General features: G+C 41.2%; 17 protein-coding genes. 4 read left to right on the top strand and 13 right to left on the bottom strand.

The annotated features are described in order from the left end of the window. Positions 1 to 9: 9 nt before the first annotated feature. The 7 genes from AM228_RS06545 to AM228_RS31975 all read right to left on the bottom strand — a co-directional run bounded on the left by AM228_RS06545 (position 10) and on the right by AM228_RS31975 (position 5,524). Complete coding sequence (locus AM228_RS06545; protein ID WP_054465287.1) at positions 10 to 2,082, bottom strand: AAA family ATPase; 2,073 nt, start codon at positions 2,080 to 2,082, stop codon at positions 10 to 12. After that, entirely contained in the window at positions 2,079 to 2,327 is a 249-nt protein-coding gene (locus AM228_RS06540) for a hypothetical protein (protein ID WP_054465286.1), read from the bottom strand. Before AM228_RS06540 ends, AM228_RS06545 begins: the two co-directional genes overlap by 4 nt. Before the next feature lie 512 nt (positions 2,328 to 2,839). Beyond that, positions 2,840 to 4,222: a DNA phosphorothioation system restriction enzyme gene (locus AM228_RS06535; protein WP_197285233.1), complete on the bottom strand. Its 1,383-nt coding sequence runs from the start codon at positions 4,220 to 4,222 to the stop codon at positions 2,840 to 2,842. Positions 4,223 to 4,630: 408 nt separating this feature from the next. Continuing rightward, the gene (locus tag AM228_RS06530; RefSeq protein WP_054465285.1) at positions 4,631 to 4,846 is read right to left on the bottom strand and encodes a hypothetical protein; all 216 of its coding nucleotides are present in this window, start codon (positions 4,844 to 4,846) and stop codon (positions 4,631 to 4,633) included. Between the two features lie 10 nt (positions 4,847 to 4,856). Further along, on the bottom strand, positions 4,857 to 5,108 hold the full coding sequence (locus tag AM228_RS06525) for a hypothetical protein (RefSeq protein ID WP_231636658.1): 252 nt from the start codon (positions 5,106 to 5,108) through the stop codon (positions 4,857 to 4,859). Further along, a complete protein-coding gene (locus AM228_RS36045) occupies positions 5,109 to 5,234 on the bottom strand; it encodes a hypothetical protein (RefSeq protein WP_255353158.1) in 126 nt (41 codons plus the stop codon). A gap of 47 nt (positions 5,235 to 5,281) precedes the next feature. Next, positions 5,282 to 5,524 carry a hypothetical protein gene (locus AM228_RS31975; protein WP_156331580.1) on the bottom strand — a complete coding sequence of 81 codons (243 nt, stop codon included), beginning with the start codon at positions 5,522 to 5,524 and terminating at the stop codon, positions 5,282 to 5,284. Between the two features lie 80 nt (positions 5,525 to 5,604). On the opposite strand from AM228_RS31975, the gene AM228_RS06520 reads away from it, so the two are divergent. Next, positions 5,605 to 5,808 carry a hypothetical protein gene (locus tag AM228_RS06520; protein WP_054465284.1) on the top strand — a complete coding sequence of 68 codons (204 nt, stop codon included), beginning with the start codon at positions 5,605 to 5,607 and terminating at the stop codon, positions 5,806 to 5,808. Positions 5,809 to 5,906: 98 nt separating this feature from the next. Next, on the top strand, positions 5,907 to 6,053 hold the full coding sequence (locus AM228_RS31970; RefSeq protein WP_156331579.1) for a hypothetical protein: 147 nt from the start codon (positions 5,907 to 5,909) through the stop codon (positions 6,051 to 6,053). 363 nt (positions 6,054 to 6,416) lie between these two features. Here the strand turns inward: AM228_RS31970 and AM228_RS06515 are convergent, their stop codons facing one another. Beyond that, positions 6,417 to 7,508, bottom strand: a complete 1,092-nt coding sequence (locus AM228_RS06515; protein ID WP_197285232.1) for a glycerate kinase — start codon at positions 7,506 to 7,508, stop codon at positions 6,417 to 6,419. Then, complete coding sequence (locus AM228_RS06510) at positions 7,498 to 7,830, bottom strand: DUF565 domain-containing protein (RefSeq protein WP_054465282.1); 333 nt, start codon at positions 7,828 to 7,830, stop codon at positions 7,498 to 7,500. The genes AM228_RS06515 and AM228_RS06510 overlap by 11 nt, the downstream gene beginning before the upstream one ends. Positions 7,831 to 8,381: 551 nt before the next feature. Here AM228_RS06510 and AM228_RS06505 point away from each other — a divergent pair. Beyond that, on the top strand, positions 8,382 to 10,259 hold the full coding sequence (locus AM228_RS06505; RefSeq protein ID WP_054465281.1) for a glycosyltransferase family 39 protein: 1,878 nt from the start codon (positions 8,382 to 8,384) through the stop codon (positions 10,257 to 10,259). A gap of 58 nt (positions 10,260 to 10,317) precedes the next feature. Here the strand turns inward: AM228_RS06505 and AM228_RS06500 are convergent, their stop codons facing one another. The 4 genes from AM228_RS06500 to AM228_RS06485 form a co-directional block, all read right to left on the bottom strand. Then, on the bottom strand, positions 10,318 to 11,103 hold the full coding sequence (locus AM228_RS06500; protein ID WP_054465280.1) for an ABC transporter ATP-binding protein: 786 nt from the start codon (positions 11,101 to 11,103) through the stop codon (positions 10,318 to 10,320). 56 nt (positions 11,104 to 11,159) lie between these two features. Then, positions 11,160 to 11,975: an ABC transporter permease gene (locus AM228_RS06495; protein ID WP_054465279.1), complete on the bottom strand. Its 816-nt coding sequence runs from the start codon at positions 11,973 to 11,975 to the stop codon at positions 11,160 to 11,162. A gap of 212 nt (positions 11,976 to 12,187) precedes the next feature. After that, on the bottom strand, positions 12,188 to 13,222 hold the full coding sequence (locus AM228_RS06490) for an ABC transporter substrate-binding protein (protein WP_082348770.1): 1,035 nt from the start codon (positions 13,220 to 13,222) through the stop codon (positions 12,188 to 12,190). 210 nt (positions 13,223 to 13,432) lie between these two features. Further along, complete coding sequence (locus AM228_RS06485; RefSeq protein ID WP_054465278.1) at positions 13,433 to 15,019, bottom strand: OmpA family protein; 1,587 nt, start codon at positions 15,017 to 15,019, stop codon at positions 13,433 to 13,435. Between the two features lie 856 nt (positions 15,020 to 15,875). Between AM228_RS06485 and AM228_RS34020 the strand changes: the two genes are divergently transcribed. Further along, positions 15,876 to 16,874: an NF038130 family PEP-CTERM protein gene (locus AM228_RS34020; protein WP_054465277.1), complete on the top strand. Its 999-nt coding sequence runs from the start codon at positions 15,876 to 15,878 to the stop codon at positions 16,872 to 16,874. The last annotated feature ends 158 nt before the right edge of the window (positions 16,875 to 17,032 follow it).

Genomic DNA, 17,032 nt, shown 5'->3' with positions numbered 1-17,032 from the left:
TTAATTGGCCTAAAAATCTCTCGGTTCTACTTCTAAAATCTCCGTATATTCAAATTGATTAGGACTACGGCGAACCAAGGGATACAACACTCCTCCCAACTCAATCGAATCTTCCTGACAATCAGATTTTGGGGAATTATATACCAGCACATATTCTCGACCAATATAATTAGCCATTTCAGTTTCCACCTCTCCCCTCCATTGAGTTTTTGTGACTAAAACCACTAACTGATTGGCCAATTCTGGTAATATTTTAGCAATTTGTCGCCGATAAATTTGATCCAAACTGCCAAAGGGAGAATCCATCACAATGGGAAAAGTGCTACTATCCGGCGCCATCATTAAGCTATTTTTTTTACTCCATTCTCGCACCCCATCAATAATCCCGCCAATAAATGACAAGCTCAAAATTTGATTTTCTCCAGTCGAAGCAGCCACATAAGCCTCTTTTCCGGTAGTATTTTCTACCAGGGTCAACTCATATTTATCGCTAATTTTTGGCACATATGGGGTAAATGAAATACTGCTAAATATCTCCTGTACCCGCTTTTCTAATTGGCTTTTAAACTGAGACTCTAAGCGATTTCTCACTTCAGTTAGTCGCTCGATCGCATCTTGGGTAGCAGCAATTCGACGCTGGGCGAGGACTTGCCGATACTCATTCATTTGTTGGGCATCAATTTCTTTGTCTAACCGTTCGATTTCCTGCTTTAAATTATCAATTTGTTGCTGAGTGGATCCGACTTCTCGGTCTAAATCGCTAATCGCTTGTTCGGTTTCGTCCAATTGATTTTGGAGATTTTGAATATCTTCATCGGGATATTTTCTTAATTTATTTTTTGTGTCATCTAGGTGATTTTCCAACTTAGAAATTTCAATTCTATACTGATTAATATTATCTTGCTGTTGGTCTACTTCTTGCCAAAACTGCGGCTGCATTTTATCCAGTTCATCTACTTGGGCAATCATGCGAATCGTCGTTTCTTCCACATCAGCACTCCCAGCTTTTTCCATCCAAGCGTGAACTTGTTGATAGCGATCGCTTCCCAAAGTCAGGGGTTCTCCACAAATACACTTTTGTCGTTCTAATAAATCTTGGAGAAATTGCTGCTGAATCCCACTGGTTAACTCACCTTTTTCCCGCAATGATTCCACAATCGAACGAAAATCGGCGATTCTTTCTAACAATAACACCGTATAGCCCCGGGTTGAAATTTCCTTTTTTAAATTATCTTTTGCCTGCTTTAGTTGTTCGCGTAACGATTCCAGTTGGGCTTCGATTTGATTTCGTAAAGTTTGCAACTCTTCAGCGCCACCGAGTTCTAATAACCGCTGATTTAGGGTGCGTTTAACTTCCGACTTTTCCGTTAAACTAGCGGCAATTTCTTTTTGCCGATTTGCCATTTCTTCTATTTCTTGTTCTTGCTTACGTTTATCTTGTAAGAACTTTTTAGTTAGGGGATTGCCAATTCCCCGTAAATCAGTTTCTAAAGATTTTTTGGCTTCTTTCAGATGTCTAATTCCTCGGTTTAAGACTTCTACGCCCAAAAGTTCTTTAGTGGCGATCGCAATTTCATCCTTTTTATCATCTCGAACGATATGTTCAATGCGTTCCCCATCAAAGAAAAAATATTGATGCAAACTTTCCGGCAAAATCCGCCCAATCACATCTTCTGGAGGTTGGGGGGGTGGCGACCAGCGACCATCTTCTCCAGCCACCAACATAAATAAATCACTTGGGCCATAATCAATACTATCTTGTTTCTTATAAGCCCGACATAACCGCTTCACTTGATAGCGTTTATTATCATGTTCAAACACAACCTCAACCCAGCATTCTACAGGTTTTCCCAAAGGGGCTTCGGTCATTGCCCGTTTATTTACCAGTTGATCTTCCGCCGCAAAAGCCGCTGTAAATTTATCGTACAATACCCAAGTAAACGCATTCAGTAAAGTGGTTTTTCCTGCGCCATTATTCCCGTGAATAATCGTCGTATTTAGCGTTCCCTTGGAAAAACTAATTTCTGGGCTTTTAGAATAAAATTGCCGAAAATTACACAAGTGCAAGGAAATTAATTTCATTGGATCACTTCTTTAATAATCTTTAAAATATCATCGTTAATGTAGCGAGGATTCTTTTGGTAGAGTTTGTCTTTCTCTACTTCCAAAACTTTCTGGATAATTGCTTGAACCTCCTCGGTAGCACTATTAATCGGTTCTTGAACATCATTTAGCTGTAATTTAGCGTGATAAGACGAACGCTTTTCCGCTAATGCTTTAGAAATAGTAGCAATTTTTGGCGGAATCGGATAATCATAGGCATTCATGCTTTAACCATATCCTTAAAATTACTAGATGTTTGGGGCTGATAAATCCGGCTACTGAAATAATCACTCTATTTTAGATCAACTTGACCAGGTACATGGAAATCTTTGCCTAAATACTTCTGCTTTCTTCTCCCTCCAGTCAGCGGGGGTTGCTTTTGGGGTGTGGGGCCGCTATCGGTGTGGGGTGTGGGGTCTGGGGGAAGAAAGTGATGCATTCGTAGGGGCTATATGGCCATTCGCCCGTACAAAAGTCGTAGGGGCGAATGGCCATATAGCCTGACGGATTATGCTTCGCAAGGACGCCCGTACAAAAGAAATATCACTATTCACAATTCACTATTCACTATTCACTATTTGTTATGCACTATTTACTATTCACTATTCACTATTCCCTCTTCCCTACACCCTACACCCCAGACCCTACACGACGGCGGCTTCCCCCTACACCCTACACCCTACACCCTACACCCTACACCCTACACCCCACACCCCAGAAGCCCAGAAGCCCCATGTCACAACCCATACTTGGCTTCAACTTTTCGCAAGGTGGCGCAAGCTTCCACCGCGTTATCCGCTAAATTAGCAAATTCTAAGAACCGTTTTAACTCTTTGCGTAATAAATTTCTTTCAACTTCTAAGGCATCACGATTTAAATTTGCTGGAGTGACAATGGTATCAAATAAAGTTGCATATTCTTTCCCCGGATAAGGGCGTAAAATTCTGCCCCGTCGTTGAATAAATTGTCGGGGATTTGTGCTACTGGCAAGAATTACGGCGGTGCGAATTGCCGGAATATCCACCCCTTCATCCAGACAGCGAATGGCTACTAATCCTTGCAGTTCTCCCGTTTCAAATTGTCGCCGTAATTCCTCTCGTTGTTCAATGGGATTTTCTGCCGTATATGTATTAATTCTATAGCCTAGTTCTAATCCCAAAATTCGGCAAACGGCAGTAATTTGACGCTGGCTTTCACTATCCAGAGATTGACTAGAACCTTCGCCACAATAAAATAACGTATGGCTAGTATGCAGGCGATTAGACATAATTTCTCTTAAAGCGGTTAACTTATTTTGGGCATTACCAATTAATCTCGCTCTTTGGATTAATAAATTACTGACTAATTCATTATCATCAAGATCGAGATCGGAATTTTTACTTAAAGCCCAGCCAATTCTGGTAGTTAATTTGTGATAAGTGATGCTTTCTTCTTCCGTGAGTTGGACTAAAGTTGGATAATAAAGATAATGAACTAGGGCGCCGAGGCGAATGGCATCCGCTAAGTTTAATTCTGGTTGCAATATTGAGCCAAAATAGTCAAAAATTGCTTGAGTGCCAATTTCGTCAAAATGGCGTTCAGGAGTGGCGGAAAGTGCTAGACGTAAACCTAGGTTACGGGGTAAACTTTCTTCTAAGCGTAAACTGCCTAAGTTATGGGCTTCATCGCCGACAATTAGGGTTTTTTCGGGAAAGTATTTTAGTTGAGATTGAAAGCTATCTTTGATTAGGGTTGAGTTGGTGGTGACGACTGTCAAAAAAGCTTGATTTCCCGCCCGAATATTGTATAATTGACTGGAAAGTAAACTCTGCCATTCGTAAACGCTTTCAAAGGCAAGCACCGGCTGAAGATTAAATCTTTCACATTCTCTTGCCCATTGGGTGACTAAATGTCGGTAAGGGCAAATGACTAGCAATACTTGCAAGCCAATTTTGTGATAAAGTTCGGTGGCGATCGCTAATGCGGTGATGGTTTTGCCGCTGCCGGTGGCCATTTTTAAAGTGCCACGACCCTGGTTAGCAAACCAACTGGCAACCGCTTGTTTTTGGTAATTTCTTAATTGAATTGTTTCAGGAATTTGTGGGCATCCTTGGGGGGGATTAACTGATGGTTGATTCACGGGTATATTGCCTGATTGATGAGGGAAGATGCAAGGGGTTATTTCATGGTACTGTAAATTAGGCAAAGAAACCGGGGCAAGAAACCCGGTTTCTGGGGGCGGGGTTTTTGGGTTGTTTGACTTCGGCAAATAAGAAACCGGGGGAAGAAACCGGGGCAAGAAACCGGGTTTCTATGACATTTGTTTGTTGGTGGCTTTCGATGGTCTAAAGAAACCCGGTTTCTGGGGTTGGGTGGCAAAGTTTGACGCAAGAAACCCGGTTTCTGGGGTTGGTGGCAAAGGTTGTCGCAAGAAACCCGGTTTCGGAGAAGAAGAAACCGGGTTTCTATTTTAATGTGGGTTTTCCGCAAAGTTTGTCGCAAGAAACCCGGTTTCTGAATTCTCGGTTAAATCGCAATAAGACAAATGTCACGATAGAATTTCCTCCATCAGTTGTTCGGGGGTCACAGGTTGACACTTTCCTTCAGCAAATTCTTTTTGTGCTTCTTGAACATCTTTTACTTTCTCGGATCGGCGCTGTTCTCTAATCCGATTTTGTAAAATATTAATCAGATTTTCTTGGTCTTCTAGGGGAAGGCGATCGCAGGCTTCCAATATGTCCGCAAAGGTTGTTTCTCTCATCATATTGGGTAAGTTATATTTTTTCTTCTGGTAGGGGTTCAAAAAACGCATCTCCCAGTTTTCCTGGAAGGATTCCAGGGGTACGCGGTTCGACTTCGCTTACCGTAAGTGTTTGGGGATTATCTGAGTTTAATCTTAAACGGAAGTTATGAATAAAATCATAAATTTCTGTGAGATTTTCTGCGGGAATATCTTCTAGTTCTTGGATAATTTTGTCTATTAACATAAAGAATAAATTATTTTCTGTTTTTTTGAATATTTTCATTTAGCTGGTTTTTTTACCATTTCCGATTTTGTAAATTTGTAAAATATTAATCAGATTTTCTTGGTCTTCTAGGGGAAGGCGATCGCAGGCTTCCAATATGTCCGCAAAGGTTGTTTCTCTCATCATATTGGGTAAGTTATATTTTTTATGATAGCCGAGAAATCAATATTTTTCTAGTTTTGGCGATCGGCCAAGAAAGGCGATCGCGCATCCGTTGCCCATCCGTTGCCAATTGCCCATCCGTTGCCCATGACGCAAAGAAACCGGGGGAAGAAACCGGGGCAAGAAACCGGGTTTCTATGACATTTGTTTGTTGGTGGCTTTCGATGGTCTAAAGAAACCCGGTTTCTGGGGTTGGTGGCAAAGGTTATCTGAAGAAACCCGGTTTCTGGGGGTGGGTGGCAAAGGTTAAGCAAAGAAACCCGGTTTCTGAATAGTTGTAGGCAATATCAGAAAAAAATGACACTATATATAAGGTGTGATGGAGCAAAAGACAATGACAGCAATTTTCCAGCAAGGTTTTGCCCTCGTGGTGGGGGTGGGCGCAGATTTACCGAATACCATCGATGATGCCAAAGGTTTGGCGAACATTCTCAAAGACGAAGGACGATGTGCCTATCCTACAAACCAAGTCAGTTTATTAGTCAGCGAAGCCGCAATTCGCGAAAATATTCTCTCTGGATTAGATAATTTAGCTTAGACCAGCAACCCAGACGCTACAGTAGTGATTTATTTTTCTGGTCATGGCTATCACGTCGAGACATCCATCGGTAGTCAATATTATTTAATGCCTTTCTGGTGTCAGGACTGAGAAAAAATCATCCGAATACTCAAACTGTTTGGCGGAATTATTTGCGGTTTTTGCAGCAGGTGGTGAGTGAGAATCGTCAAGGGGAATTATCGGCAGAGATGAGTTTGAAGATTATGGCGAAAATGCAGGAGTGAGGAGGAGGGGGAGGCCGCCATCGAGGTGTGGGAGGCCGCCATCGAGGTGTGGGAGGCCGCCATCGAGGTGTGGGGAGGTGTGGGGAGTTCATGCAAAGAAACCGGGTTTCTATTTTAATGTGGGTTGGGTGGCAAAGGTTGACTGCGTAAACCACACCCGTCGGGGATTAAAATCCCCGCCTCATAGCGTAAGTCGGTTAAAACCGACTAATCATGCTTGTAGCGATGAAAAGTTCAGTCGGTTTTAACCGACTTGCGCTATTAGCCAGGGAATTTATTCCCTGGCGGTTAATGTGGTTTATTCATTTAAAAACCGCTGTAAGAAACCGGGTTTCTATTTTAATGTGGGTTGGGTGGCAAAGGTTAAGCAAAGAAACCCGGTTTCGGAGAATAAATTTGCCCGATGGATCGATCGCGATTAATGGTAATGACTAAATCCACCCATTGCGGATTTTTGATTAAGGGTTCAATAAATAACTCTGGATGTAAGGCTTGCCAAAAATAGTAAACAAATTGTTCAATTTCTGCATCACTCATGCCCGATTTACCGCTGGCAATCATCTCATGTTCGGCCTGTTTTCGCCATGCTAAACTTAAGCGATAATCCACCGGATAGAGGACAATTAAACTATCTAACCGCTGCCAAAGAGGTAAATATTCTCGTAATCTTTGATTATTATCTTGGGCAAAAATGCGATCGCTTTCTGTAATAATTGGCCACGGGGCATTGTGCCAAATATCCCCCTCTACGGGACGAACTCCCACAAACCAACCCTCAAATAAAATAATTTCTGCACCATCAATTTTTTCAGGATTGGTGCGATCGCCTGCCCCTTGATAAGCTGACTTATCAAACCGAGGAATTTCGATTAATTTTGGCGTAGTTGGCGAATTTGTTTCTAATTTTAAAGGTTGCTGACGCAGTTTATCCAGCACTTGCAAACCCAATTCTACATCGTGGGTTCCTGGGGGGCCACGCCAAATTAATCGGGGGTCTAATTCCCGCAATTTTTGCCGTTCTGCATAAGTTTTATATAGGTCATCAATGGATAAACTTAAGGTGCGATTGCCTAATTCACGGAGAATCAAACTCAGCATTTTTCCCATTGTGGTTTTGCCCGTCCCCTGACCGCCTAAAATGCCTTGAATTAAGGGACGGTTTAATATTTTTTGCTTTGCCGCTAATTGCATAGCCAAAGGAATCCACAAATACCATAAAGTAGTCACGGGCAAATAGCCAAGCATATGGCCAACTTCTCCCACCACCGCCTCAAACAAATGCGATCGCTGCTGAAGCAGTTCCGTAATATTTTCTGGATCGATTCCCAACCCTAAACAACGGTTTTTATCCTGCAATTCCCTGGCTTCTAGCTGTTGCCATTCTTCCGGGTTGGGGCGGCGTCCCAGGGTCGCCCAATTTTGCAGAATTTGTGACCCCACTTTCTCAAGATGCAAGTTTAAAAGCCTCCAAAAATAAACAATACATAACACCAATTTTAAACCAGTTTATGGTTTGCAAAAATAAAGATTTAGTCCATTCGCTGTTAGACCGATAAATCAACCGACTATAGCTTTCAATAATAATCAAGAAAACCGCCGCCATTGTTACATCCAAATTTGCCCTTTGACCGGCGATACTGGCAATAAATTGTCCGGCGATAAAACCCAATAAAAACGCTAATAATTGTATAGAAGTTCTGCGCCAGGGATTCTTTAACCATTCATCTAAGCGATTTAAAGTTACATCTACCAGTGTATTTAGACGAGTGTTTTGCATAATTGGCGATTCCAGTATTGACCTAGATTCAATTCACCGATATTATACTATATTTATGGCATCCAGAGATACAGCCTGCTCAGAAATAATTCTATCGAATCTCAAAGTCCCTCTCCCTTTTTGGGGGAAAAATTTAGGGTGAGGAGAATGTGTTAAGTAGGGGCGAATGGCCATTCGCCCCTACTCGTGAACAAGCTGTAGTCCGCTTTAAAATAGTAGTAGCGCATCTATTCTAAATTTGTCCGTTGGGTTTCTTGGACGGTGGACCCAACTTAAGATTACTATGGCAACCTTATTTGGTATAGTTATTTCAAGTTTTCAAGATTGATAAAATTATACCGGGGCGCAAGCATTGCGCCCCTACAGAAAATAAACGTATATTGTAGGGGCGCAATGCTTGCGCCCCTGATGTTTTATGTCAACCACAATTCAAATGACTATATGATAAAATTAAAGATCATGGTGGGCATTGCCCACCCTACTATCTAAAATAAGTCAGGTCATGGTGGGCATTGCTCACCCTACTATCTGAAGTAATTTCTAAAATAAGTATGGTTAAACACAAAAAAAATATCGGATTAATTTTAGCAATAATCTGGTTAACTGTGATTGGGGCGATCGCTTTTTTATGGAATTTAGGGGCGATTAACTTAATTGATGAAACTGAACCCTTATTTGCTGAAGCATCTCGCCAAATGATTGTCCGGGGGGATTGGATTACTCCTTATTTTAATGAGCAAACCCGGTTTGATAAGCCGCCATTAATTTACTGGTTACAAGCGATCGCCTATCTGTTAATTGGGGTGAACGAATGGGCGGTAAGGTTGCCCTCTGCTTTATCAGCGATCGGGCTAATTATTCTACTATTTTATACCCTAAATAAATTTGCTAATTCTGAGAATAAAGCCAGGTTTTTCCAGAAAATTTTACCCTTTTTCGGGTCAGGAATGCTGGCTTTTAATCTAGAAACTATTGCCTGGGGTCGTAGCGGTGTTTCTGATATGCTGCTCACGGGCTGTATGGGCGGTGCTTTATTAGCATTTTTCCTGGGATATGCAGAAACAAAACCGGCAACTATTCACCATGAGAATAAACCCGAAAAGTCAGAGGTAAATTTATGGTATTTAGCCTTTTATATTTTAATTGCTTTAGGGATTTTAGCCAAAGGTCCGGTGGGAATTGTCTTACCCGGACTTATTATTAGTTTATTTTTACTCTATCTCGGTCAGTTTAAGTCAGTTTTAGCCGAGATGCAAGCGATTCGAGGACTGCTGATTATTTTATTCATTACCCTGCCTTGGTATATTTTAGTCACCTGGGCAAATGGACAAGAATATATCGACAGTTTTTTTGGTTATCATAACTTTGAAAGATTTACCAATGTGGTCAATCGACATAGTGCTCCGTGGTATTTTTACTTTATAGTTGTGTTACTTGGATTTGCCCCTTGGTCATTATATTTACCCTTAGCGATCGCCCGTTTGAAGTGGTGGCAAAGAAATTATTGGCAGCGACAAACCCGCATTCAACAGTTAGGTTTATTTGCCCTTTGTTGGTTTGTGGCGATTTTTGGTTTCTTTACCGTTGCGGCGACAAAACTGCCTAGTTATGTCTTGCCTTTAATGCCTGCGGCAGCCATTTTAGTCGCTTTGTTGTTCACTACAAATTACCCGGATAATAAAGTTAGTGAGTCTTCAGAAAAGTTAGCTTTTCCCAAATCTATTCTAATTAATGGTTGGATTAATTTAGTATTTTGGCTGCTGTTAGCCCTTGCTTGTTTCTGGGTTTACAGTTTCCTGAATACTGACCCAGCGATGCCCAATTTTCCGCAAGCTTTACAAGCATCAGGAGTCCCAACTGTAGGAGCAATTATTTTAGGTGCGATCGCCTTGATTATTGGCTTATTTTTGCTATTTTCAAATCAGATAATTGCTGCTACTTTACAGCAATTAAAAAAACAAAAAACATCGGTTTCAGCAGGACAGGGGCTTTTACCCGGTTATGGACTGTGGGCGATTAATTTTATCGGCTTTTTGGCATTTTTCATCTTTGCCCTGATGCCCACTTTGCTGATATTTAATGCAGAAAGACAGCAACCTGTCCGAGAAATCGCGGCTATTGTAAAAGAGATTAGGCAGCCCGAAGAAGAAATCGTGATGATTGCCTTTGAAAAACCAAGTTTAGTTTTTTATAGTCATCAGCCGGTGACATTTTTTCGCCGGTCTACCGACGCCTTGAATTACTTAAAAGCTAAAGGGAAAAAAGCAGTAACTCCCATCTCAGTATTAATCGTTGGCTGGCCGAATAAACTCAATGGGGCGGGGTTGCGATCGCCTCACTATAAAGCCTTTTATGAAATCACGCCGTATCAGTTAGTTCGCGTAAATCTAGAGATATTTCGCCCGCTGACAATTAGCAAGGAAAAATAACAATTAGTAGGGTGGGCAATGCCCACCCTACTAATTGTTGGCAATTAATGAACCCTAACTATCGATCGCCAAAAAACAAAGCTTCTTGGGCGTTACTCATCAAACAATCAGCGATTTCATTTTTATACTGTTGAAATTTTGATTGTCGCTTAATTCGATATGGGCGATCGCCGGGTAAGTTAATCGGAAATTCTTGTTGAATTGTCCCCGGTCGGGCGGTGAGAACATATATTCGCTGGGAAAGAAACACCGCTTCCTCGATATCATGGGTAATCATTAAAATGGTAATCCCCGTTTGTCGCCAAATTTGCAGCAAAAATTGTTGCAAAATTTCTTTAGTTTGGATATCCAACGCCCCAAATGGTTCATCCAAAAGCAGGATTTTCGGGTGACAAGCTAAAGCCCGCGCGATCGCTACTCGTTGCTTCATTCCCCCGGATAATTCCTTGGGATAAGCATGGGCAAACTCAGACAAACCGACCATATCCAAATAATAAGAAATGCGATCGCGCCGTTCGGTCTTAGGTAGTCCTTGTAATTTCAATCCAAACCCCACATTATCGGCGATATTCATCCAAGGATAAAGAGTATAACTTTGAAAAACCATGCCGCGATCAAAACCCGGCCCAGTCACCGGCAATTGTTCCACCAAAATATGCCCAGCAGTGGGTATTTCCAAACCGGCAACCAGTCTTAAAAAGGTTGATTTTCCACAACCCGAAGGGCCAACCACACAGACAAATTCCCCAGTTTCTATGAATAAATTAATATCTTTCAAAACCAAGAGAGAATCTTGCCGTTTGACAAATTTTTGATAAACGTGAGATACTGTTAAAACTGTCATGTTTTTTGTGCTTTTTTAAAATTGGCGAAAATGAGATATTCAACAATGGGTGATTTTTAACTAACCCATTGACAAGAAACCTTGAGTAATAGACGAAATGATAAATCTAGACTCAAGCCAATCAGACCTAAAACTATCAAGCAGGCAAAAATTTCATCGGTCTGCATAAACTTTTGGGCAATCAGGATCCGTTTCCCCAATCCAGTCTCAGCGGCAACCAGTTCCGCGACTACCACTAAATTCCAAGAAGTCGCAATATTAATTCTGAATGTATCAATAATGCTGGGGAAAATATAAGGGGTAATCACCTCCAATAAAACTTGTTTCCGACTACCTCCTAAAGTATAGGTAGTTTCAATCATTTCTTTGGGAACAAACTTGACCGCATCCATCACCATTAAGGTATTGTAAAAAACTGTGCCAATAAAAATCAGCATAATTTTCGGCGCTTCCCCAATTCCTAAATAGAGAATTAAAAGGGGAATAAATGCAGCGGCAGGCATATATCTTAAAATGCCCGCGATCGGTTCCATAATGGCTCGAATGCTGGCAAAAGCCCCCATTAAAATACCAATAGGAACAGAGGCGATCGCGGCTAATAAAAAACCCACTCCTACCCGAAAACAACTAGCGGCAATATCCTGAGTTAAAAAGCCTTTTTCCCAGAGACGAATCAAAGCTTGTCCTACCTCCAATGGACTGGGCAAAAAAACCGAATCGACCCCAGGTAAATTAGCCGCTAACCACCAAAAACCCAGCGGAAATATTACCGCCATAGCGATCAATACCCCATGTAGGGATTTCGGGATACTTTGAGCAATTCCCCAAAATATACTGGGTTTTAAAGATTGATGATATTCTGGTTTTTTCATAACTTTTTGTAATTTGCTGGTAGTTCAGGAATTACGGATAAACGCTATCCGTAGGGTGTGTTAGCGAAGCGTAACGCACCAATACCCCATATATAGATTTGTTGCTTAAGTCATATAGTTGTTAGTTGTTAGTTGTTATTTAACTTAAGCTAACACCAAGAAACTAATAACTAACAACCAACAACTAACAATCAATAACTAATAACTAACAACTAAGAACGAGAATTAGCATAAGCCTTAATAAAGCGATCGTCAAAAAGCTTAGTCAAATCCGCTGCCTGTTTAATTAAGCCAACCTCTAACATAAAATTAGTCATCTCTTGGGCGGCATAAGGCATATTTTTCATCGTATTTCCGGGGGCAAAAGCTTCTAGGTTATCTTCCACTGTAAAGAATTTTGTTCCTTGTTTAAACAGTTGAAATTCCTCAACAGTGACATTCGCTCGTTTGGCCATAATTGCATCGGCTTTTTCGGAATTTTTTTGCATAAACTCCCGAATATCAAACCAAGTTTTTACCAGTCCTTGCACCACCTCCGGTCGTTCATTCACCAGTTTTTGACTGACTACTAATAGATCGGGAATGGCGCCAGGGAATTCCGCTGAACTTAACAATTCTTTACTACCTTTCCGTTTAAGTGCAGTTAACCAAAACGGAGGAAAAGCGCCCACTGCATCTACTTGACCCGCAGCAAATGCCGCTGCTGCTGCCCCAGTTTCTAAGTTCACTACTTGGATATCTTTGCGGGACATTTCATTTTTTTCTAAAGCAAAACTAAGTAAAAAATCGTCCACCAGTCCTTCTTCTAAGGCCACTTTTTTGCCTTTTAAGTCTTGGATGGTGTTAATATTTTCAGCGACAATTATTTTGTCATTTCCCGCCGAGTTGTCGTTGACTAATACTACAACTTGGCCATTAATTGAGTTGGGAGCAAAGGCAATGGTATCGTTGAGAGTTTGACAATTCGCATCTAATTGACCGGCACTAAATGCTTGTAATGATTCCAAATAGCCGTCAAACCATTTTAGTTGAACATTTAAGCCATTAGCCGTAAATATTCCCTCTTCTTGTGCGATCGCCCAGGGCCACCAGCCCGCCCAACTACTGTATCCTAAAACCACAGGGCGATCGCTGGTTATTGGGGCTTCAGATTTGGGAGAATTTTGGCTATATCCACAGCTTACGGCTAGGGTTAAAGTGAATAAAAATCCCGCCGAATAAACAAAAAATTGGCGACGTTTTATCATGGTATTTTACCTTATATATAAATGTTTTTGTTGTCATGTTATGTCAATTTGGGCGAAGCATTCGGGTAAGTATATTAACTGTTATAACCGATAATTTATCCCCCGAATGCTTTGCCCCTACCCCTTGATTTGGGCGAAGCATTCGGGTAAGTATATTAACTGTTATAACCGATAATTTATCCACCGAATGCTTTGCCCCTACGCATTTATTTAATTTAACTCATTAATTCTAACTAGGCGAATTTCCGTCCGTTGTTGACGAGAGTCTTCAGGGGGAATACCCGAAAGTGGCAAATAAAACCCTTTGCCTTCCGCAACTAACTGATGTTTTAAACCCAAGCTGCGGAGATAATTCACCACCGCTTGAGCCCGTTGTTCGCTAAGTTGTTGATTGAAGTCTGGGGAACCAGTTTTTGAGGTATGACCAATAATGCGGACGGCTACGGTTTGCGGGTTAAATTCGCCAATTTCTTGGCCTAATTTCTGCAAAGTTGCCTCAGAGTCCAAAGTTAAATCACTAGATCCTACGTCAAATTTTACCTCCCCCCTCACGGTTAAATTACCGATATCTGGGGCGTTTTTTACTTGATTAACGGTGACGGTATTCGCTGAAGCGGTAATAGTACCTTTGCCAGCTAATTTATCTGCCAGTTCGGGATTATCTGCCCGGACTAAACTAATTAAGGTTTCCGTATTTGCGGCAGCTTTAGTGATTAATTGGGAACTATATAATTGATTAGGATTAGATGGAACATTATTTAATTTTCCCGATAAAACTAAAACCGCAGCAGTGGAACCAATGCGCGTTTCTAAGGTGCGATTAGTCATCCATTCTTTGGCTTCGACGGAAGTAAAAAAGTCAATGCCATCTAAAACAGCCGTAGCTTCTTCTTCTGATAAATTACCATCCTCAGCAATTTGCTTGAGTAATGCCACTGGTTCTCTAACATTCGCATCAATCCGACGATAGTAAACTTCTAGTAAATTAGAGATTTTTTCCGGTTGAGATTGGATTAAATTATCGGAGGCAACCAGCACATCTACAATGGCAGTGGGGGCATCCTGACTGGATAAAACTACAGTATATCCTTGTTGTTTTGCTTGGGTGACGAATGGTTCCCAAAGCACCGCTACGGCAACATTTTGCTGCGGGTCTTGTAATAGTTGCCACGCTTCCGAAGCATCGGCGACGGTGTTAATATTAAAGTCGGATAAATTGAAGTTATCGAATTTGGTACTGAGGACTAAGGCTAAGTATTCACTGGGGGTATCTCCCGCATAAGCAATGCTGAGTTTTTCCCCTCGCGATCGCGCCTCTTTGACCAATTGATTTAGGTCTAAAAGTGATTTGAGTTGGGGATATTTTTGAGTATTTAATACCACCGCATCTGCCCCCACAGTGCGATCAAGCAAAGCCACAATTTTGCCTCTGGGCTGTTGTTTAATAAATTGATCCAGGGTGGTCACTAATAAATCCGCTTGTCCTTGGTTCAACAAATTAGCCCGTTTCCCTTGATCGAACTCATCTTGATAAGTTAAAGTTAATCCAGCTTCTTTCAGGGCTGCTTGAAACTCTGGGTTTCTAAATGTACTATAGCCACTAAAGGTATCTCCTAATATTTTTAAATTGTCCCGGTTAATTGTATCCCGTTGACCTGTGACCATAGGATTGTTATTTTGACCAGAGTTCGTCTCAGTTTGAAATATGCCCCGCATTGACTGCACCAGGGCAATCATCAAACCACCTGTGATTAGAATTGCGAGAATTAAAACTATGGGATTATCGCGCTTACTCATTTTTATGTTCTTCCTGGGAAAACTTATTCAAAAAAATTATAAAAATTATCAAAATTCTATGCCGTTAAGCCTATTTGAGTGAATCAGCTAAACTCTAGATTAATTCTATGGATTGGCGGCTGAATTATGGTCGAAGCATCGGCGTTTCTTCAAAAATCCACCTAGATTTAAGTATATCGCACTTATTATTTTAATTGTAGCAAATACAGCACATCCCAAAGGCGATGTCCCAGAGGCGATCGCTCCCTGATTTGACTGGTTTTAGTCGGCACTCTTTTATTCGGCACTCTTCTTAATAAATCTTTATATTCCTTTATATCTGGCTAAAATTTTTTCCCATCGAGCATCGTCATCGAGCATCGTCATCGAGCATCGTCAATATTAGAGCGGAGCGTTGCGGATATCGCCTATGGTCAGCTTCCACGATTGCCAGAAAGCAAGGGTATGACCAGTTTAACCATTTTTTGCCCGCGATCGATTGCCTGCAAACAACCCAGAGACTCACGAACCCCTAGTCGCATAGAAAAACAACAATGGTTTAACAATCCGGTTGTTTACTTTAAAAACACTTCATAATTCTCTCAGTAATTTCACGGATAAACCCCTTAAATGTCCCTTTTGCCTGAATAGATCGAGCTCGTTTCCAGGCATTCAACTTTAACAACACTTCATATTTTTATCCGTACCCTCACCGATGACAAACCTATGGCCATGAGGAGATGATGGTTACAGAGTTAAAAATGATTTCTGCACAAAAAACCAACAGAAACATAAATTGACTGCTATTGAGTGCATCTAAAGTTGAATCGTTTAAATCAATAAATAAATCATCTAGAATGATCGAGGGGAGATAATAATGAAAGGTCTGAATCAAAAATTCCAACCAATTATTGCCACTAGCGAACAACTTTTTATCGGTGCCTCAGTAGCAGTTGGCATGAGTGCAGCAATTACTCTACCGGCAACCGCCGCTGGTTTAACTGGCGCTACAATTTCCGGCAATGACTACTACAAATATGATGTCAATGGTAGTCAAACCTATTTGAATCAAAGCGCCAGTTTAGATAGTATTTTACAAGGAAATAGCAGCAACCCTGGTGGCAACATTGAGTTATTTGCCAGCAGTGAAAAGCAATCCGGTCTAACTGCATTTATGTCCGGGCAAACCACGAGCATCAGTGGCAAAATTGGCGGGCAAACCCTGACTCTCAGCAGCTTAAATTTTAATGATTGGTTCTGGGATTGGGATCACAAAAAGATTGACACCAGCTATGGTGCTAATAATTTGGCGAATGAGTGGTTTGCAGAATTTTGGGACAAGGGAGCAACCGAAACTGTTAAAACCAAGGGGATATCGGTTAAACAAACTGTTAAAATTGGACCAAAAACGCAGAAGATTGACGTAGCTTTAACCGCTGCCGAAACTCGTAAATTTGCTTTTGATAAATTCAACTCAATCGGCGGATTTGCTGGCTCCAGTGACCCCAATATCTCATATATCTACGAAGACAAGAATGATATTAACATTGGTTTAGCTGGTCACTACGATCTGAAAGCTTTCTATACCCAAGATTCGCAATATGCCTGGTTAGCGCCATATCTTGTTGATGGTTTCCAAGCCAGTGAAGTGCTCAAGTACACCTATGGTGATACCACCGACTATCTTTACAGCTTTAACGCTACAAAATCTGGTTTATTAGAAACAGATGCCTGGTCGCACAATGGCAATTATGAAGTGAAGATTGCTGGTGCCATACAGTCCAAAGACGTTCCCGAACCGATTACTGGCTTAGTTGCTGCCGCTGGACTGGGAGGGGCTGCCCTGCGACGGATGAAGAAATCTCAGAAAAGCTAAGTGAGTTGAAATATCGGGTAATACCGACAAAAATATCGACAAAAGTATCGACAAAAATATCGACAAAAATATCGACAAAAATATCGACAAAAATTAAATTAGAATTGGTTGGGGTGGGATGAAATCTCACCCTATTTTATTTTGGTTTATTTTGGTTT

Origin of the sequence: Planktothricoides sp. SR001, from assembly GCF_001276715.1 — a bacterium.
GTDB classification, from domain to species: Bacteria; Cyanobacteriota; Cyanobacteriia; order Cyanobacteriales; family Laspinemataceae; genus Planktothricoides; species Planktothricoides raciborskii.
The sequence above is the reverse complement of the archived record's forward strand: the minus strand, read 5'-3'. Positions and strand labels throughout refer to the sequence as shown.